Here is an 18,695-nt window from a genome sequence, read left to right on the forward strand (position 1 = left end):
GTGTAGTTCTGTGTTTCTTCTCGCTCGGTTCAGTGCGGGTTTCTAGTGTTCGGAAATATCGCTTTCTCCAACTTCTTCCAGGCTGAACGGAACCCGGAACGGGGGCACGCTCATGCCTTCGATCCGGTAGCGGTTCCACAGGTCGGGCTCGGTGATGCGGCCCGTCGCGTCTCCCTCGGCCGTGCGCAGCACCACGCCGGCGCTGCGGTCCCCCACCAGACGGGTCAGTTCCTCGTGCGCCTCCAGCCGTCCGTACCAGCGGTAGCGGCCGTCCAGCGGCTGAAAGCGGCCGGTGAGCCGGGCCCGGATCGTGAACTCGGTACGGCCTTCCACGACCAGCACCGCCGGACCCTCGTATCCGTCATCCTCCACAGTCGACTCCCTTCGTCCTAGGCGTCCTTCAGCCAACCGGCCTCGCGCCACACCTTCTCCGAGCGGCCGCCGATCAGGCCGATGGACTTGTAGTACGGGACGATCCGCTCGGCGCCGTAGGCTCCGTTGACCAGGCCGACGGGGTTGCTGCGGCCCGCTTCGACGCAGACCTTCGGGTCGAGGCCGGCCCGCTCGTACATCAGCGGGTTGTAGCGGTCCCGGCGGATGGACTTCACCACGGAGGCGAGAAAGTCGCGGAGCAGCTGAAGGCGCCGCTTGGAGAGCGTCGGCACGAACCGCTCCAGTTCGGTGCGGGCGAAGCTGATGTGCCGGGCCTCCTCCACGACATGGATGCGGGCCACCGTGCGCACCAGCGGCTGCACCGTCTCGTCGTTCGCCTGCTCGCGCTGGAAGCGGTCGAAGAACTCCTCGGTGAGCAGCAGCATCGCCCACAGCGCGGGCACCGGCGCGAAGGTCTTCAGCAGCAGCCCGGCGCGCTGCGTCTTCGGGTTCAGCGGGTAGAACTCCGAGCCCGTCTTCTCCACCAGCTGGGCGAACATGATCATGTGGCGCACCTCGTCCGCCACTTCGGTCAGCGCGAACTGGACCTGCGGGCTGGTGATGTCCCGCTTGTAGGCGTACCGCGACACCAGGTGAAGCAGGATGTGCTCGGTCCACACGCCCGCGGCCAGCGACGACGCCAGCTCCTCACGACTGAGCAGCAGCTTCTGCTCCAGGGACAGGGAGTCGTACAGCTCGGTGCCGAACAGGGAGATCCGCTTCTCGGGCAGGAACCACTTGCCCTCTTCCAGCGGTTCGTCCCAGTTGACGTCGACACGCGGGTCGTAGGAGTGCCGGGCCGACGCGACGAGGAGTTGCGTGGCCTTCTTGGTCTGGCGGACGAGAGGGTCCTCCGAGCGGCGGCCCGGGCGGTCGGTGGCGGTGGTCATCACGACTCCTTGTCCTGTGCTCGCTGAGTGCTTTCCAAAGGGGTGTCCGGCCGGTCGGCGTCCGCCGAGACCAGCTGGTGCACATCGACCGTGAGCTGCTCGCGGACCGGGCGGCCGGCCAGGATCTCGACCACGTAGCGGGCCGCGAGCACGCCGAACTGGTGTGATGCGTAGACGAGTTGCGGGACGCTGTAGTCCGGGTCCGTGCGGTGCGCGGTGACGTCGGCGACCAGGTCGGGCGGGACGATCTCCCGGGGGATCACCTTCAGCAGCAGCGTCCACAGGGCGCCCTCGGTGATGTCCCGATCGCTGATCGCGTCCGCGAGCGGTACGGGCTCGGCGCGGTAGTCGTAGTAGCGCACGTGCTGGGTGCCCGAAAGGTCGTAGCCAGAGACCACGGGCAGCCGGTGGCGTGCCGCCGCCACGTGCAGCGCGTACTTGGCCTGCCAGCCGCCGAGAGTCGTGACGTCCACGCCGTCGACGACCACGTCCACACCGTCCAGGAGCAGGTCGGGGGCGTCCGGGCGGACACCCACCGTGTCGACCCGGATCTCGGCGAACGGGTTGACCGACCGGATGCGCTCGGCGGCCACCTCCGCCTTGTTGCGGCCGATGTCGGCGTGCGTGGCGCTCTGCCGGTTGAGGTTGTTGAGCTCGTACGCCCCGGGCTCGGCGAGCACGAAGCGTCCCGTGCCCAGGCGGGCGAGCGGTTCGACGACCGCGCCGCCCGTCGAGCCGCACCCCGCCACCAGCACGGTGGCGGTGCGCAGCCGTTCCTGCACGTCGCCCGGGATCAGGCCCCGGTTGCGCTCGGTCAGGACCCGGTAGTAGGCCTCCGGGTCCTCGGGGACGTCGGCCGGGCCCGTTCTGGCCGCGGGGGCTGCGGCGGCGGTGGTCATATCCTCACCCTCCGGATCTCTCCTCCGACCCGGCCGACCAGCTGCTGGAAGCCGGCGAGGGGGTTCGACGCGTCCAGCGCGCGCTCCAGCCAGTGCACGAGCCGGTCCAGCTCCGTCCCGCGGGGGACGCGCGCCACGAACGGCTTGACCACCGCGCGCTCCACGTACGCCGGGAAGAGCAGGTCGTCCTCGGGCAGCGAGGGGCGGGTGCCCTCGATGACGGTGACCTCCTGGAGGCTGCGCGTGAGGCGCCGCACGGCCAGGCCCTCCTCGCCGTCGCCGACCAGGAACCGCGGCTGCGGGGAGAGGCCGGAGAGGACCGTGTAGAAGCCGAGCATCAGTTCCAGCGACAGCCGCAGTCGCAGGGCCGGGGAAGTGTCACGCTGCGAGGGGCGCTGCATCAGACGCTTGATCTCCCAGACCTCGTGCCCCGTGACCGGCTCGTCCAGGGGCACGTGGTGGAAGAGGTTGATGCCGTGGGCCACCTCGCACGGGAAGGGGGCACGATCCGGGTGGGTCACGGGCAGCGGGGCGGTGTCGGTCGTGGCGATGACCGACACGTAGCGCAGGATCGCGCCGGCCGACTCCTCCATGCCGATGACGTGGATCTCCTCGCCGTGTCCCGTGCCGAGCGGCTCGGCGAAGAGACCACGGGCGAAGGCGACACGGTCGCTGGCGAATCGGGACCGGAGGTACTGCGCGAGCCGGAACCCGTAGATCGCCAGCCGGTAGCGCTCGGGCAGCCGGGACTGCGGGACCGCGAGCACGGTCAGGCCGTCGGGGCGGCGGGTCAGGTACAGCGGATCGGCCTGCTCGGCCAGGCCCGCCAGGCTCATCCGGTCGTGCAGGGCCAGCATGTGTGCCACATAGCGTGCGCGGCGGGCGTCCTCGGCGGCCGCCGGGGTCCCGGCCGGCGGCGTCGCGCCGGTGACGGTCTGCGAGGTCATGCCGGCCTCCCCTCCCCGGAGGTGTCGGAGGACGGCGGCGTCGTGGCAGGTGCGGGCGCGGACTCCGGCACGAGGTCCGGGTCCAGCGACAGGCGGGTGCAGCGGGCCGCCGAGGCCACCGTGGCCTCGATGTACGACGCGGCCGAGAACGCGGCGGCCCGGGCCCGGGGCGCGGTGGTCCGGGCCGGCGGCGTCCGCGGAGCGGTGGTCCGGGCCGTGATTGCCTGTGGTGCCGTGGCCCGGCCCGCCGCCGTCCGGGGCGCCGTCGGCCGGTCGGTGTGCGGTGCCGGCGTCACAGCCGGCGCCCGTACAGCGCACCGGTGATGGCCAGGGCCAACACCTCCGGCGTGCCCTCGTAGATCCGGGCGCCGAACGACTCCCGAACCAGCTTCTCCACCGCGTGGTCACGGCAGTAGCCGCGCGCCCCGACGATGGACATCGCCTCCTCGGCCACCTCGATCGCCGCGCGGTCGGCGAACAGCTTCGCGACGGCCGGGCCGTAGACGGGGGCGGGCAGCATATTGTCCGCCTGGTGGGCCGCCTGGAGATACAGCAGCCGCGAGGCCTCGATCTTCGAGGACATCTCGGCCAGCTTGCGGGCCGTGAACTGGTGCTCGTACAGCGGCTTGCCGGCCTGGACCCGTTCGCCCGCCCACTCCTTGGCGATCTCGAAGGCGCCCCGGGCGACCCCAGTCGAGAGCGCGGCGACGATCGAACGGGCCTGGTTGGACTGGACGGTCAGGTAGTTCCAGCCGCCGCCCTCCCCGAAGGCGATGTTCTCCTCCGGCACCCGGACGTCCTCGAAGTGGAGTGTGGTGCCCAGGCAGGCCCGGTAGCCCATCTTGTCGGCCACGTCGCCGCGGGTGACTCCCCCGCTGTCCAGCGGCACGATGAACACGGTCAGTCCGGTGGCGCCCGGGTTGCCCTCGATGTTGGCGAACACGGCCGCCCACTCGGCGACCTTGCCGTTGGTGATGAAGCGCTTGACGCCGTTGAGAACGAAGTGGTCGCCGTCCCGGCGGGCCGTCATCACGTCCTCGGCCAGCTCGGCGTGCTCCGGTATCAGCAGGTCGCAGCCAGCGGTCTCCTCGGTGATGGCGTTGCAGGCCAGGACCGGCGCGTCCCCGAGGAACGCGGGAAGGAAGCGGGACTGGAGCTGCTGGTCGCCGGAGAACAGCACGGATGTCTGGCCGAGCAGCGAGGCGCCGAAGATCAGCGCCGTGCTGGCGCAGACCGAGGCCAGTTCCTCCATGGCGACGGCCACGCCGAGCACGCCCATGCCCCGGCCGCCGAGCTCCTTGGGGATGGTCAGGCGCAGCAGGCCCAGCCGGTGGCCGGCTTCGACCATCTCCCAGTCGAAGTCGTCGGCCGGGGCGAGGTCGTTGGCGAGGGTCCGCGGCTTCACCACGGTCTGCGCGAACTCACGCACTTCGTCGCGCAGTTCCTCCACCTCGGGCGGGAGCTGGAACAGCGACGGCATGGCCGCTTCGTTGAGTGCGCGCAGGTCGGAAAGGGTCGGGGCGTTCGGGACGGCGGTGGTGGTGGTCGCGATCACAGCAGCCGGCTTTCTGTGGTGGCGGGCGATGGTGGTGAACGGTGGCGGTGACGTCGCGGGCGGCGGGTACGGCCGGTGCCGTGCCCGCCGCCGCGCGACACGGAACCTGTGTCAGGCGGCGGACGGTGCCGGGACGAGCTGCGCGTACGCGCGTCCCAGCGACGGCAGGTAGTCCGCCAGCCGGCGAACCTGGGACACCGGGCCCTTCACGGCGAGGCTGCGGGCGACGATCGCCCGGGTCACGCCGAGCCGGCCGAGGAGGATGAGGTGCAGCGCCTGTGGCTGCACCTCCAGCCGCAGGCTCGCCGGGCGGGGCGCGCTGTCGTGCACGCCGTCGGAATCCAGCAGGAAGGCCGTGTCGGCGCCCTCGGTCAGGACGAACTGGAGGGAGAAGTCGCGCTCCTTGAGCAGGGCCGCGAACTCCGCGTCGGTGAGGGCCGCTCGGAAGGCGTCGATGAACAGTTGCGGGTTCTGAACGGTCACAGTCGTACTGCCTTTCGTCTCATGAGGCTGGTCAAAGGCTGGTCATCGAGGGCGGCGGGTCAGCGATGGGCCAGGACACCGGGGCGGCGCGGTGCCGCGTCGGCGAGAATCAGGTCGGCCGCACGCTCCGCGAGCATCACGGTGGGCGCGTGGGTGTGCCCACGCGGCAGGGACGGCAGCGCGGAGGCGTCGACCACGCGCAGCCCCGCTACACCCCGCACCCGCAGCAGCGGATCCAGTACGGCGTCCGGCTCCGCCCCCATGCCGCAGGTGCCGACCGGGTGGTACAGGGTCTCCGCGTGGGCCCGGGCCAGGGCATGCACCGTGGCGGAGTCCGGGTCGAGGGCCCCCGGCGTCAGCGCCGCCCCGAGCCGTCCCGCCAGCGCGGGCCGGGTCAGGACGTGCCGGGCCCGGCGCATCCCCTCGGACAGCACCCGCAGGTCGTCGCCGTCCGGGTCGGACAGATAGCGCGGGTCGATCACCGGGTGCGCCGCCGGGTTGGCGGAGGCGAGCCGGACGGTGCCGTGGCTGCGCGGCCGCAGCAGCACGACGCCCAGGGTGACGCCGTGTGCCTGCGGGGCCCGCCCCTGGTCGAGGAAGGGCACCAGCATCCACACGAACTCCAGGTCGGGCGCCGTGAGTTCGGGGTCGCTGCGCAGGAACGCGACGGCCTCCGCGAGGTTGGACGTCAGCCGCCCGCGCCGGCCGCGCAGGAAGTCGGCGATCTCGCCCCGCCGGTCGGTGACCCCCGGGGTCACCCGGCCGTGGGCCTCGAACGCCAGCGGGACGTAGAGGTGGTCGGCAAGGCCCCGCCCGACCCGGGGAGAGTGGGCGTGCACGGTGATGCCGTGCCCGCGCAGTTCGTCCGCGTCCCCCACGCCGGACAGCATCAGCAGCTGCGGGGAGCCGATCGCCCCCGCTGCCAGGATGACCTCGCCGTCGGCACGCACCTCGGCCGGTCCGTCGGCGGTCATGCAGGCGACGCCGACCGCGCGGCCGTCCTCGATCAGGATCCGCTCGACGCGGGCGTCGGTGAGGACGGTGAGGTTCTCGCGCCGCAGCGCGGGCCGCAGATAGCCGTCGGCCGCGCTCCACCGCCGTCCCTCACGCTGGGTGGCCCGCACCGGCCCGGCGCCCTCCGGTTCCAGCGGATGCCCGTCGTCCAGGGTGGGCAGTCCCGCCTCGGCACAGGCGCCCAGGAACTCGGCGGTGGCCGGGCTCGGATCGCGCAGGTTCTCGATGCGGATCGGCCCGCCGGATCCGTAGGCGCCCGTGCCGGAGCGGTCCTCGGCCCGCGTGAAGTACGGCAGTACCTCCTCGGCCGACCAGCCCGTGCACCCGTCGTCCTCGGCCCAGCCGTCGAAGTCCGCGCGGTGGCCGCGGGTCCAGATCTGGGCGTTGAGCGAGGACGAGCCGCCGAGGGTGCGCCCGCGCGGCCAGTTCAGACTGCGCCCGTCGAGCCCCGGCTGCGGGGTCGTACGGTAACCCCAGTCCGCCGACGTGCCGAACAGGGCGGGAAACGCCGCGGGGATGCTGATCTCGGCGCGCCGGTCCGGGCCGCCCGCCTCGATGAGCATCACCTGTCCGTCGCCGCCGGCGCTGAGCCGCTCGGCCAGCACACAGCCGGCCGAGCCCGCGCCGATGACGACGTAGCGCACGGTGCGTTCGGCGCCCATCACGTCTCCGCGCGGTGTGCGATCCGCGCGCCGAGGGCCTTGACGATCTCGGCGGCGAGGGCGGCATGCCCCTCCATCGCGAAGTGGATGCCGTCGGCGCTCATCAGGTTGGGCCGCAGCCGTACGGGGTGGTGCCACATCTCGATCAGCACGGCGTCGTGGCGCCGGGCCACCGCGCGGATGCGTTCGTTGAGGGCTGCCGTACGGTCGCTGAAGACCGCCAGTTCCGGTACCGACTCGAAGACGTTGGTCACGGTGAACGTGAAGATGTCCGCACCCTGGGCCCGCAGCGCCTGGTACATGGCGTCCAGGTCGGCCTCGACACCGTCCAGGTCCGGCTCGGCGTCGAACAGGTCGTTGCCGCCGGCCGCCACGTTGACCAGGTCCGGCTCGAAGGCGAGGACCTGGTCCAGCTGCTCGACCCGCACCTCGCCGGTCCGTTTGCCCTTGACTCCGGTGTTCAGATAGCCGAAGTCGGGCTTCCCGGAGCCGAGGGCGGCCGAGATCCGCAGCGGCCACGGCACCGGGGCGTACCCCTCGCTGGGGTCGCCGAGACCGGCGGCGAAACTGTCGCCCATCACGGCGAGCCGCTGCCACGGGGCCCCGCGCAGCAGGCGTACCGACTCCTCGCGGGAGAGCGTCAGTGGGTCGTCCGTCTCGCTGCGCAGATCGAATGTCGTCATCTTCTCGTCGTACCTCTCTGGGCGGGTGGGTGGATCAGGCGGCGTCGCTCGGTGCCGCCTGCTGCTGCTCGACGAAGTCCTCGATGTCCTTGACCGTGGTGATGTCGGCCGTGGCGCTCGTACCGAGGTCGATCAGCGTGAACTCCTGCTCGATCCGGAGCGAGAGTTCGATGACGGCGAGCGAGTCGTAGCCGAGTTCCTCGACGAGCCGGTCCCCGGAGTGCGCCTCACGGGCGCCGAGCGGGCTCATCTCCCCGACGATCCGACGGACCTGTGCGCGCAACGTACCGTTGTCCATGTCCCCTTTGTTCCTTTCCGTGTATCTCTGATCTCAGGCCCGCTGACTGCTTCGTGTGTCGGGGCCGGCGTTCCTCAGGCCGAGGCGGCGCGGATCGGGTGCGGTGCGTTCCAGCGCTCCGCGTAGGCGTCGAGGGCGGTCTCCACCGCAAGGTCCCAGGAGGCGACGGCCTTCTCGGTCAGGTGCGGCAGACCCACCAGACGCAGCTGCTTCGCCAGGCGCTCCCGGGCGATCTCGACGCTGCCCCGGATCTGGGCGGCGCGGCTGAGCAGGGCCGCGCGGAGTGCGGGCGCCGGGTTGTGCCGGGAGGGGCCGATCAGGACCCAGGCCGCCGCACCGAGCGACTCGAAGTGCGCGTCCTCGATCACCTGGGCGAACCCGCCGGCGACCCCGTCCTGCGCGGCGCGCAGACCGAAGGAGACATGCCGCGACTCGTCCCGGGTGACGTTCGTGAGCCCCTCCTCCAGGGCCTCCAGCTTCAGCCGGCGGGCCATGAAGCGGGTGGTGCGCAGGGCCGTCGCCGCGAGCACGCCCTCGGTGATCAGGTGGTAGTAGATGAGCGCGCGGTACCAGGACTCGCGGTCCTCCCCGTCGGCCCGCACCGCGTCGGTGGCCCGGGTGAGCACGGGGGCGAACACGTCCGAGTAGTCGGCACCCTCCTCGACCGAGTCCAGAGTCATCCGGCAGCTCTCCTCCAGATACGTCTGGAAGAACCGCACGTGCCGCGCCTCGTCGGCCAGCTGGGTGCACAGGAAGATCCGGTCGTCCTCGGTGGGCGGCGCGTCGATCAGCGCCCCCAGCGTGTGCGTCACCGTGACCTCGCCCACCTCCAGCTCGCCGAGCGAGCCGAGCATCTGCTCACGCGAGAAGGGGGTGAGGGCCTGCCAGGTCGCCGCGTCCCGCGCGGGGTCGACCTGTGCGACGGCCCACTGCTGGCGCTCCCAGCGGCGGTACAGAGCCGCGGAGTTCGCGAGTCGGCCGCGCTGCTCGGCGGCGGTCTCGGGGGCTGTCTCGGTGACGTCGAGTACGAGCCCGGCGGTCGTGACGCTCATGTTGCTGCCCCATCCAGTTGCGGTGCGGTCGGTGCGGTCGGTTCTGTCAGGTGGTGGTGCTGGTGTGTGCTGTGCAGTACGTCGCCGGCGAGCGTGCCCTCGCCCGCCCGGCGCCACAGCAGCCGGCGGCGCGGCTTGCCGCTGGAGGTCCGCGGGATCGTGCCGCGCCGGGCCCGCACCACGGTGACGGCGACCGAGGTGTCCAGGGCGGAACGCAGCGTGCCGGTCACGGCCTCCAGCCAGCCGTCGCCGGGCGCCTCCACGACGATCACCGCGCCCGGGCGTCCGTCGCGGGCGCCGAGCGCCACCGCGCAGCGGCCCGGTGGCACCCCGGGGACCGAGACGAGCGCCGCCTCCAGGTCCTCGGCGTGCACCTTGCGCCCGCGGACCTTGAGGCTGTCGCCGATCCTTCCGACCACGTACAGCTCGCCGTCGAGCAGGAAACCGGCGTCGCCGGTGCGCAGTCCGTCCTCGCCGAAGGGCCTGTTGGCAGCGGGGTCGGACGACTCGTAGCCGTCTGCCACGGACGTGCCCCGGACCCGGATCTCCCCGAACGTGCCGTCGGGCAGCGGTGCCCCGTCGTCGTCGACGACATCGACGGCGGTCCCGGGCACCGGCGTGCCGCAGGAGGCGATCCAGCCCGCGGCGTCCTCCGGCCGGTCGAGGCCCAGGGTGCCCGAGCCGACGACGGTCACCGGCACCCCGGTGTTCAGCGGGCCGGCCGGCCGGACCATGCGTGCCCCGACGCCCGGGCGGACGCCAGTGACGGCGAGCGTCGTCTCGGCCATGCCGTAACAGGGCGTGAGAGCGCGGGAGTCGAAGCCGTACGGGGCGAGCCGCTCGGTGAAGTCGGCGACCACCCGCGCGTCCACCCGCTCGGCGCCGCTCATCGCGACCCGCCAGTTGGAGAAGTCGGTGTTCTCCAGTTCCTCGTCGCGCACGCGGGACGTCGCGTATCCGTAGCCGAAGTTGGGTGCGGTGGTGATGGTCACCCCGTGCCGACCGTGGCAGTCGAGCCAGCGGGCCGGGGAGCGGATGAAGTCGACCGGGCTCATCAGCCACAGGTCGATCTGGGCCACGACGGAGCCCAGGAACGTCCCGATGAGGCCCATGTCGTGGTAGAGCGGAAGCCACGACGAGCACGAGTCCTCGCTCGTCACCCCGAGCCAGCCGTGGATGGCGCGGACGTTGGCGGTGAGGTTGTCGCCGGTGACTCGGACCCCCTTGGGGGTACCGCTGGAGCCGGACGTGAACTGGAGCAGGGCGAGTTCCGCCGTACGGCGGGCCAGGCCGTCGGCGTCGGGCAGTCCGGCCGGGGCGGGCAGCACCAGGGGCCTGCCCGCCCCGGCCTTCGCGCACGCCGCGCCGGCGAGCGGGGCGAGCCGGCCGTCGGTCAGCACGGCGGCCGGGGCGGCGGCGCCGAGGACCGCGGCCGCGTGCTCGGTGAAGGCCTCGTGCCCGCCGAAGGCGACGGGTGAGGCGATCGGGGACGGGGTGGCTCCCGCGTACATGGTGCCGAGGAACGCCGGGACGAAGGTCTCGGGCTCCTCGATGAGCAGGGACACGACTCCTTTGGTGACGCCGTTCGCGTGCAGGAAGGCGGCCGTCCGGCGGGCCGCCGAGGCGATGCCCGCGTAGTCGCTCAGGTGCCAGCCGCCGTTTCGGTAGTAGTGGATTCCACGCTCGGGCGCGGGGGAGTCCAGCCAGTCGAGGACTGCGTTCATCAATTCCCCTCATCGAACCGATGGGCTCTCGTCCTGTGTTACGGGCTGGGGGATGCCACCCCTCGCGGCAATCGCGGTTTTCCTGAAGCGCCCGGTGAGCTCCGGTGACGGGGGAACAGAGAGGACGTCGGCCGGGCGCGCCACCCTGTGGGGCGGGGCCGCGATTCCTTCGGAGTCGCGGCCCCGCCCGGGCCGGCCGCAGCCGCGGGGGATGTGACCGTGGCCGGCGTTCGGAGTGGTGCAGGTATCAGCCCCGGTCCGCGGACGGCGTGGCGGCGGCCTCGGCCTGCGCCCTCATATGGGCATGGATCTGCTGCTGGGTCTCGGCGATCTGCGCCATCGACTTCTTGGTGAACATCCAGAGCGCCGGCACCGCGGAGGCGGCGATGAAGATGCCCGCGAGCAGGAAGGCGTTGAGATACGGCTGCGGCTTGCTCAGGTCGCCCGCCGCGAACACCGCCGCCATTGAGGCGACACCGACCGACCCGCCGAACTGCCGGGCGGTGGTGCTCATACCGGTGCCGGTGGCGAACTTCAGCGGGTGTACGGAGATGGACGCCGCGGTCGTCACACTGGTGAGCGCCGCACCGAGCACCGCCCCGCCGAGGGCGCCGTACGGCAGCCACAGGGCCAGGAACTCCCGCTCGGAGCCGAGACCCGTGTACGCCCAGATGCTCAGCCCGAGGAAGGCGGCGGCGGCCACGATGACCACCGGCCGCTGCTGCTCCGGCTTCAGACGGCGGCCCACCCAGATGGCCGCGACCGCGGAGAGCACCGCGCCCGGGGTGACGGCGAGACCCGCCTTGAGCACGGAGTAGTGCCAGATGGTGGTGAGATACAGCGGCCCGGACAGGAACCAGACGAACAGACCGGCACCCAGCAGGAACGCGGTGAGATTGGCCGCAGCGAACATCGGCGTGCGCCACAGCCCGGTCTCCACGGCCGGAGCCGGGTGCTTGCCGGAGCGCAGCAGCGAGTAGGCCACGAGGACGACACCGGCGCCGATCCAGCCCCATGTCCTGACCGCGTCCCAGCCCCAGTCGCCGCCCTTGGTGAGGCCGATGACGACGCCGGCGATGCCGAGGGTGACGGTGGCCGTGCCGAGCAGGTCGGGCAGCTTCGAGTTCTCCACCGGGCGCTCGGGCAGACGCAGGGCGCCCAAGAGCACGGCGAGCCCGATCGGGACGTTCAGGACGAAGACCGCGCGCCAGTCGATCTCGCTGACCAGCAGACCGCCGAGCGAGGGGCCGGCGGCGGCGGCCATGGAGCCGGCCGCGCCCCAGATGCCGATGGCCTCGGCCCGCTTCTCCGCGGGTGTCTCGGACAGGACGAGCCCCAGCGCGGCGGGGATCATGCCGGCCGCGCCGATGCCCTGGACCGCGCGGGCGGCGATGAGCGTCTCGATGTCGGGTGCGACGGCGCAGGCGAGGGACGCGACGCTGAACAGCGCGACCGACCACAGGAACAGCTTGCGCCGTCCCAGGACGTCGGCGAAGCGCCCGGCCGGGGTCAGCAGGGCGGCGAAGAGGATGCCGTAACTGGTCACCACCCAGGTCAGGTCGGTCACGGACTCCTTCGGGAAGTCCTCGTGCAGGGCCGGGAAGGCCACGTTGACGATCGTCGTGTCGAGGAAGGCCATGAACGTGGCTGCCGACGTGAGCAGCAGTGTCTTCCCCGCGGTCGAGGGCTCGGCGTTAGACGCGAGCGTGCCTGAGGTCACTGTCGATCCTTCCAACTAACATTCCTTGGGTATGTGAGTACATACCGTAGGTATGTGACTGTCAAGCGGAAGCCACGGGGGATGGGGCGGTCCCCGCGCGTAGCCCAGGGGAAGGCAGCCAGCGAGGCAGCAGGCGGGGAGCGAGGCCGCTGCTGCCGGCGACGACAGGAGTCCCGTGTGAACACCACGCACGCCGCGCATGCCCCCGGGCCGGATCGCCACCATGCGGTTCTGCTCGGCATCGGGGACTACCGGCCCCGACGGATCGTCACCAACGAGGAGATCTGCCGCACCCTCGACTCCTCACCCGAGTGGATCCAGCGCCGCAGCGGTATCCGCACCCGCTGCTTCGCCGGGCCCGACGAGACACTCGCGGAGATGGGGGCCACGGCCGCCGGGAAGGCGCTCGCCGACGCCGGTGTCGCACCGGCCGAGGTCGACCAGGTGCTGGTCGCCACCATGTCGGACATCGGCGCGGCGGGCACCGGGGCGGCGGCGGACGGGCTCGCCGCGGAGATCGGACGCCGGCTGGGGATACCGGCCCCCGCCTGGCAGCTCGGTGCCGCCTGCGCGGGTTTCACCGTGGGACTAGCCCTGGCAGCCGCGTCCGTCACGGCCGGCCGGGCCCGCACCTGTCTGGTCGTCGGCGTGGAGCGGATGTCGGACATACTCGACCCGCTCGACCGCTCGACCGCCTTTCTGTTCTCGGACGGGGCGGGCGCGGCCCTGGTGGGGCGCGGCACGGAGCCGGGCATCGGCACCGTGGTGTGGGGCACGGATCCCGGGCTGCGCGAGACGATCACCGTACGGGAGGAGCCGGAGCACGGAGGTCCCGTCATCCGGATGCAGGGCTCGTCGGTCTTCCGCTGGGCCGTGACGCACCTGCCCGAGGTCGTACGGGAGGTGCTGGCACGCTCGGGTGTCGGCCCCGGCGACGTCCAGGCGTTCGTCCCGCACCAGGCCAACCTGCGCATCATCGAGGCGGTCACCGAGAGCGTGCGCTTCCCCGCCGGGGTCGCCGTGGCCCGCGACATCGTGGACCAGGGCAACACCTCGGCGGCGTCGATCCCCCTGGCCCTCAACCGCATGCGCACCTCCGGCACCCTCCGTCAGGGAGACCTCGCGGCACTGGTGGGCTTCGGGGCAGGACTGACGTACGCCGGGATGGTGGTACGCATGCCTTGAGCGCTCAGGTGCCCAGCAGGGTCCGCAAAGTGTCCGCCTCCGGCACGGCGAGGGTCTCCGCCAGCCGCAGCGCACGGCGCCAGGGACGGTCGGGGCGGCCGTGGTCCGGCGCGGTGCCGGCGGCGCGGCCCCAGGACAGCAGGGCCCGTACCTCACCCAGGGGGTGGCCCGCCGCCCGGTACAGCGCGGCCGCCCGGCGGTAGCCGGCGATGGCGGCCGCGCAGCGTCCGGCAGCCATCGCGCAGTCCGCCTCCGAGACGAGCGTCTGCGCCGTGACCAGGCGCATGTCGCATCGCTGGAGGACGCGCCGGGCGCGTCGTCCGGCCGCCAGCGCCTCCTCGTACAGGCCGAGCCGTACATAGGCGGCGGCACTCTCGGCCTGGGCGCGCGCCGCTGCCTGCCAGTAGTGGATCTGCTCCGAGAGCAACAGCGCCTTGCCGAAGCTGTGCATGGCCAGATCCGTTTGTTCCGCCGCGGCCTCGACGCTGCCCAGCCTGATCAGGCAGTCCGCCTCGATGCGCGGGTCCGACAGATGGGGCACGGCGACGTGCGCCTCCCGCGCGGTGATCACCGCGCGGGTGTGCTCCCCGAGGTCGCTGAAGAGGGTCGCCCGGCAGGTCAACGCGATGGCCACGCCCTCGTGGAAGTCCATCTCGTGGCTTGCCGTGATCGCCATCTCGCACCACTGGTCCGCCTTCGCGTACTGACCCAGCTGACGCAGTGACAGCGCGATGTAGGCGGGCAGCCGGATCTGCCCGAACCGGGAACCGGCGTGCTCCGCCAGCTCCAGCGAGCTGCGGAAGTCGCGCAGGGCGGACACCGGGTCGCCCGCGTCGTAGGCGTTGCGGGCCAGTCGGCCCAGGGCGTTGGCCTGCCCCGCCAGGTCGCCGAGACTCTCGTGGATGCGCAGCGCGGCGCGCAGGTACCGGTTCGCCAGCCCTATCGCCCCCACTGACCAATACGACCGGCCGAGGACGGCCAGGGAGAGCGCCTCCCCGGCCCGCCACGACGAGTCCCGGCTGATGGTGAGCGCCTCCCGGGCCAGCCGCCGCTCGCTGGAGTACCGGCCCTTGCGGTACCGCGAGTCGGCGATGTTGAGCAGCATCGCCGTGTTCGCCCGCGGGTTGCCCGACTTGGCCGCCGCGTTCTGCGCCGCCTCCACCGCCGCCGACCAGTCGTCGCCGCCCGGATGCAGCCGGATGAAGCCGAGCATCGCGTCGGCCAGCCGCCAGCTCGCCGGTCCCAGCCCCAGCTCCGAGGCGAGCTTGATGGCCGCACAGAGGTTGGCCTTCTCCCGGTCGAGCCAGGCGATGCCGACCTCGCCGTCCTTGCCGTTCAGCATTCCGGGGTCGTACGGATCGTCCGTCACGGGATCCGGCCCCGTCTCGGGCCCTTCCTCCGCCCGGCCGCCCCCCTGACCGAGGGAGGCCCCGACCGCGGCCCGGTGCGCCCCCGACATCTGGATGCCGTTGGCGAGGCTGGCCCGCTCCACCGACTTCCGGTACCACTCCAGAAGGCGCAGCAGGACGTCCCGGTGCGTCTCCCAGGGGTCCTCCTCGGCCGCGCGCCCCATGGCGTACTCCTTGACCATGTGGTGCATCCGGTACCGGCGCGGGGCACACTCGGACAGCAGATTCGCCCGCACCAGCGCACCGAGCCGGTCCTCCAGCACGGCGAACGAGCAGTCCGCCAGCGCCGCCACCGCGTCCCGCCCGAACTCGGTGCCGGGGATCACACCCAGCTGTCTGAACAGCTGCCGCTGGGCCGCCGCCAGCTTGCCGTACGACAGGTCCAGCGCCCGGCCCATCGCCCCGCGCGCGTCCGTGCTGTCCGCGATCGGGACCCGTGCGAGCACCTTGTCCAGCGGCTCGTCGGGGTGGTTCGCGGCATAGGCACCGCTGAGCCGCACGGTCAGCGGCAGCCGCCCGGAGGCCCGTACGATCCCGGCCGCCGCCTCCGGCTCCCTCGCCACGCGCGCGCTGCCGACCAGCGAGGCCAGCAGGTCGAGCGCCGAGGTGTCGTCCAGGGCGTCGAGCAGCACCTCACCGGCGAAGTAGGCGGCGGTCAGCCCCGGCATCCGGTCCCGGCAGGTCACCAGGACCGCGCTGCTGTCGACGCTCGGCGGCAGCAGATGGCGCACCTGCTCGGGGCCCGCCGCGTCGTCCAGGACGAGCAGCACCCGCCGTCCGACGAGCAACGTACGGTACAGCGCTGCCCGTTCGTCGAGCCCGAACGGGATGTCGGCGGCCGGCAGCCCCAGCGCGAGGAGGACCCGGGCAAGCGTCTCGGCGGGTTCCAGGGGCGGTAGATGCCGGTCGTGCCCCCGCAGTGCCACGAAGAACTGCCCGTCGGGGAAGGACGCGCGAGCCCGCTGCGCCCACCGCAGTGTCAGCGTCGTCTTGCCGGCCCCGGCCATGCCGCTGATCACGGCGAGGTTGCCGCCCTGTGGCCCGGTGGCCGGCGTCGAGGCGCGGGGCGGCGTCAACAGCGCGTCCAGTTCCAGCAGTTCCCTCTCCCGGCCGACGAAGTACCCGGTGTCGTCGGGCATCCGTAACTGCTCGTGGGCCCGCGCGGTGACGGACGGCGCGGCGCCCCCGTCCTCCGGCGGCCGCTCCGGGCGCAGCAGCCGCTCACCCGCCCTGCGCAGCGCCTCACCGGGACGTGTCGACAGCTCGCGGGCCAGCCGCGCCCGGACCGCCTCGTACGTGCGCAGCGCCGCCGCCGGGTTCCCGCTGTCGCGGTGGGCCAGGACCAGACGGAGTGCCAGCTCCTCGTCGTACGGCCGCTCCTCGGTCAGTCCCTGGAGCTGCGTGAGGATCTCCTGGGGCCGGCCGAGTCGCAGCTGTGCGTCGAAGAAGTCCAGCAGGGCGGCCCGCCGTTCGCCGTCCAGCGTCGTGCGCAGCGACTCGACGCGGGTGCCCCACAGGTCGCCGAGCGCGGCCCCCGACCACTGTGCCAGCGCGGACCGCAGCAGCCCGCAGCGCTCCTCGTCGTCCCGGACCGCGGCGGCCCGGCCCGCCAGGTCTCGGAACCGGTACAGGTCCACGGCCGCCGGGTCGACCCGCAGGACGTACCCGCCGCCCTCGGACAACAGGACCGGTCGTCCGGGGGCGGCGGCCAGGACCTTGCGCAGCCGGGTCGCGTACCCGGCCAGCGTGTTGCGTGCCTGCCGCGGCGGCCGGTCGTCCCAGACGAGTTCGGCGAGCCGCTCGCTGGGCACCACGTTGTTCACGTCCACCAGCAGCATGGCCAGCAGGCTGCGCTGGCGCGCGTGCCCGATGTCCAGGTCGTGCTCGTCGGCCAAGGCTCGTACCGGTCCCAGCACCCGCAGGTCGATCACAGTGGACTCCGCTCAAGGTTCGACAGTGGCCGGGCGACCTCATGGATTCCTTCGCAGTGCGCGCTCAAGAATTCTCGAACACGCATCGGAGAGCAATCACTTTGTGCCGTTCATGGCGAACGTAACGTGGCCGTACGGGATTCCGGGCGATGTGACCATTCATGGCTGTATCGCCATGAATGACGGTGGCGGACCGAGGTCCGTGACGGATCAGGTGCCGACGGGCGTCAGCGTGGTCGGTGCTGACCATGGGGAGGTCGGGATACAGCCGGATCTCGAGTGCGCTTTCGGCCCGTCCGCCCGCGCCACACGACGCCGCCCGCCGAAGGCACAGTCCCGGCGATGACCGACTGGTCGCGACTGTCTGCACAGCCCGGTCATCGGGATAACGTCCCTACCGGAGGTGGCACCGGCCGGCCTCAGTGGACTCCGCGCGCGTCGCCGCGAACACGTCAGCCCACGATCGCGCAGGGCAAAGCCGAACGTGGACATCGAAGCGTGATCACCGTCTCACACGGCACCTGCACAAGCTGCATAGAGCCGAAAGAGTGGCCGCGGACCGCGGGAGTCCCCTGGGACTTTTCTGGGACTTCCGGCTGCATGAACGGGCACGAGCCTGAAACAACCGAAAGAACATTTCCGCACCCATGAGGGCCGGGCCCGTCAAGAGGCGCAGACGATCCCCGCCTGCGGCTTTTCGGTGGGATGCCGGGGCGTTTTCCTTGCGGATCTTCCTCGTGTCAGGCCGTGGGATCGCCGCATGGGAGGGGTCCAGTTGGAGCGCCCGGAGCCCCGCGAGAAACGAGCGGGGCGAGGACGAACGAGGTGGAGGCCGACGAGCGGCGATCGAGAATGGAGGCCGAGGAAGCGTCACCGTTGGTCGTGGATACGGTCGTTGCGATCCCCGGAGTCCGTGCTGGTCGGCAGAGTGGTCTCACAAGCACCCATTCGGCGTCCGGCCGCCAGGGCCGGCGCCATGACCATGGTGCGGGGATCCGGGCTGCTCAGTCAGGTCATCGAGCGCGGCCATCCGGCCGTCTCATGCGGAAAGGCGAGCTCACCCGGGGGCTGCGACCGCCCGTGGCGGTTGTCGGCTGCTGTCATCGCGCCCCCCGCCGGTCGTGTGGGGCCTGCACATCGCGCAGCAGGTGGTAGGCGCGGGCCAGCAGGCGGCGGGCCACCTCAGTGGTGGCGATCTTCTTGCCGCGGCGGTGCGCGAGGCGCTGGTAGGCATCGGCGAACTCCGGCGACCGCTTGGCGGTCTGGGCGGCCTCGCACAGGATCCACCGCAGCCAGGGCGAGCCCTGTTTGGAGATGTGCCCGTGCCGCACGGTCAGGTCCGAGCCGCGGACGGTGGGCGTCAGCCCGGCCCAGGCGGTGAGCTTGCGCGCGGAGGAAAAGCGGCTGATGTCCCCGACCTCGGCCACGATCACCGAGGCGGTGAGCGTGCCGACCCCCGGCAGCCGGGTGAGCGCCTTGACCCGGGGGTCGCCCCGCGCCTGTGCGAGCAGCTGCCGGTCGAGGGCGTCGATCGGCTCTTTGAGGGCGTCCATCAGGCCCAGCAGATCGTCGACCACGTGACGCGAGGCGTCCGGCAGGTCCAGGCCGCCCAGCCAGGCCCGGCCGGGGGCGGTGAAGCAGCCGCCGGGCCGGTCGCTGCCCTGGTCCGCCAGGACGGCGTGGATTCGGTTGCGCAACAGGGTCCGCAGCCGCACCAGCTGACAGCGGTGCCGCAGCAGGGCCCGCTGCTGCCGCACCTGAAGCGGGGCGATCCACGCCTCCGGCAGCAGGTCGGCCCGCAGCAGCTGGGC

Annotated in this window: 16 protein-coding genes; 2 read left to right on the forward strand and 14 right to left on the reverse strand. The window is 72.2% G+C overall.

From position 1 onward, the window contains the following. Window positions 1-42 precede the first annotated feature (42 nt). From JL475_RS18795 to JL475_RS18810, 4 genes are read right to left on the reverse strand one after another with little or no spacing between them, the layout of a single operon-like run. Entirely contained in the window at window positions 43-372 is a 330-nt protein-coding gene (locus JL475_RS18795) for a DUF4873 domain-containing protein (RefSeq protein ID WP_307825100.1), read from the reverse strand. Window positions 373-389: 17 nt separating this feature from the next. Further along, the gene (locus tag JL475_RS18800; RefSeq protein WP_202278890.1) at window positions 390-1,322 is read right to left on the reverse strand and encodes a diiron oxygenase; all 933 of its coding nucleotides are present in this window, start codon (window positions 1,320-1,322) and stop codon (window positions 390-392) included. Beyond that, complete coding sequence (locus tag JL475_RS18805; protein ID WP_202278891.1) at window positions 1,322-2,221, reverse strand: ThiF family adenylyltransferase; 900 nt, start codon at window positions 2,219-2,221, stop codon at window positions 1,322-1,324. The genes JL475_RS18800 and JL475_RS18805 overlap by 1 nt, the downstream gene beginning before the upstream one ends. Further along, window positions 2,218-3,168 carry a hypothetical protein gene (locus tag JL475_RS18810; protein ID WP_202278892.1) on the reverse strand — a complete coding sequence of 317 codons (951 nt, stop codon included), beginning with the start codon at window positions 3,166-3,168 and terminating at the stop codon, window positions 2,218-2,220. Before JL475_RS18810 ends, JL475_RS18805 begins: the two co-directional genes overlap by 4 nt. 42 nt (window positions 3,169-3,210) lie before the next feature. Here JL475_RS18810 and JL475_RS18815 point away from each other — a divergent pair, with 42 nt between their 5' ends. Beyond that, a complete protein-coding gene (locus JL475_RS18815) occupies window positions 3,211-3,492 on the forward strand; it encodes a hypothetical protein (RefSeq protein ID WP_202278893.1) in 282 nt (93 codons plus the stop codon). Here the strand turns inward: JL475_RS18815 and JL475_RS18820 are convergent. The 8 genes from JL475_RS18820 to JL475_RS18855 all read right to left on the reverse strand — a co-directional run bounded on the left by JL475_RS18820 (window position 3,461) and on the right by JL475_RS18855 (window position 12,359). After that, window positions 3,461-4,723 carry an acyl-CoA dehydrogenase family protein gene (locus tag JL475_RS18820; RefSeq protein ID WP_202278894.1) on the reverse strand — a complete coding sequence of 421 codons (1,263 nt, stop codon included), beginning with the start codon at window positions 4,721-4,723 and terminating at the stop codon, window positions 3,461-3,463. The two genes, JL475_RS18815 and JL475_RS18820, sit on opposite strands and share 32 nt — an antisense overlap. A gap of 111 nt (window positions 4,724-4,834) precedes the next feature. Then, a complete protein-coding gene (locus JL475_RS18825) occupies window positions 4,835-5,206 on the reverse strand; it encodes an SCP2 sterol-binding domain-containing protein (protein ID WP_202278895.1) in 372 nt (123 codons plus the stop codon). A 59-nt stretch (window positions 5,207-5,265) separates the two neighbouring features. Further along, entirely contained in the window at window positions 5,266-6,882 is a 1,617-nt protein-coding gene (locus tag JL475_RS18830; protein WP_202278896.1) for a GMC family oxidoreductase, read from the reverse strand. Next, on the reverse strand, window positions 6,882-7,565 hold the full coding sequence (locus JL475_RS18835; protein ID WP_202278897.1) for an SGNH/GDSL hydrolase family protein: 684 nt from the start codon (window positions 7,563-7,565) through the stop codon (window positions 6,882-6,884). The genes JL475_RS18830 and JL475_RS18835 overlap by 1 nt, the downstream gene beginning before the upstream one ends. Before the next feature lie 34 nt (window positions 7,566-7,599). Next, window positions 7,600-7,863 carry an acyl carrier protein gene (locus JL475_RS18840; RefSeq protein ID WP_202278898.1) on the reverse strand — a complete coding sequence of 88 codons (264 nt, stop codon included), beginning with the start codon at window positions 7,861-7,863 and terminating at the stop codon, window positions 7,600-7,602. Window positions 7,864-7,937: 74 nt separating this feature from the next. Further along, window positions 7,938-8,915 carry a ribonucleotide-diphosphate reductase subunit beta gene (locus tag JL475_RS18845; RefSeq protein WP_202278899.1) on the reverse strand — a complete coding sequence of 326 codons (978 nt, stop codon included), beginning with the start codon at window positions 8,913-8,915 and terminating at the stop codon, window positions 7,938-7,940. Continuing rightward, window positions 8,912-10,639 carry an AMP-binding protein gene (locus JL475_RS18850; RefSeq protein ID WP_202278900.1) on the reverse strand — a complete coding sequence of 576 codons (1,728 nt, stop codon included), beginning with the start codon at window positions 10,637-10,639 and terminating at the stop codon, window positions 8,912-8,914. The genes JL475_RS18845 and JL475_RS18850 overlap by 4 nt, the downstream gene beginning before the upstream one ends. 247 nt (window positions 10,640-10,886) lie before the next feature. Continuing rightward, window positions 10,887-12,359 (reverse strand): DHA2 family efflux MFS transporter permease subunit, encoded by a 1,473-nt coding sequence (locus JL475_RS18855; RefSeq protein ID WP_202278901.1) that lies wholly within the window; start codon window positions 12,357-12,359, stop codon window positions 10,887-10,889. A 177-nt stretch (window positions 12,360-12,536) separates the two neighbouring features. Here JL475_RS18855 and JL475_RS18860 point away from each other — a divergent pair, with 177 nt between their 5' ends. Beyond that, on the forward strand, window positions 12,537-13,544 hold the full coding sequence (locus tag JL475_RS18860; protein ID WP_307825101.1) for a beta-ketoacyl-ACP synthase 3: 1,008 nt from the start codon (window positions 12,537-12,539) through the stop codon (window positions 13,542-13,544). A gap of 4 nt (window positions 13,545-13,548) precedes the next feature. Here JL475_RS18860 and JL475_RS18865 read toward each other — a convergent pair whose 3' ends face one another. Next, window positions 13,549-16,884 carry a BTAD domain-containing putative transcriptional regulator gene (locus JL475_RS18865; RefSeq protein WP_202278902.1) on the reverse strand — a complete coding sequence of 1,112 codons (3,336 nt, stop codon included), beginning with the start codon at window positions 16,882-16,884 and terminating at the stop codon, window positions 13,549-13,551. Between the two features lie 1,100 nt (window positions 16,885-17,984). Then, on the reverse strand, window positions 17,985-18,695 hold a 711-nt coding region (locus tag JL475_RS18870), incomplete at its 5' end, for an IS110 family transposase (protein WP_202278903.1).

This window comes from Streptomyces sp. M2CJ-2 (assembly GCF_016757295.1).
Lineage (GTDB): Bacteria > Actinomycetota > Actinomycetes > Streptomycetales > Streptomycetaceae > Streptomyces.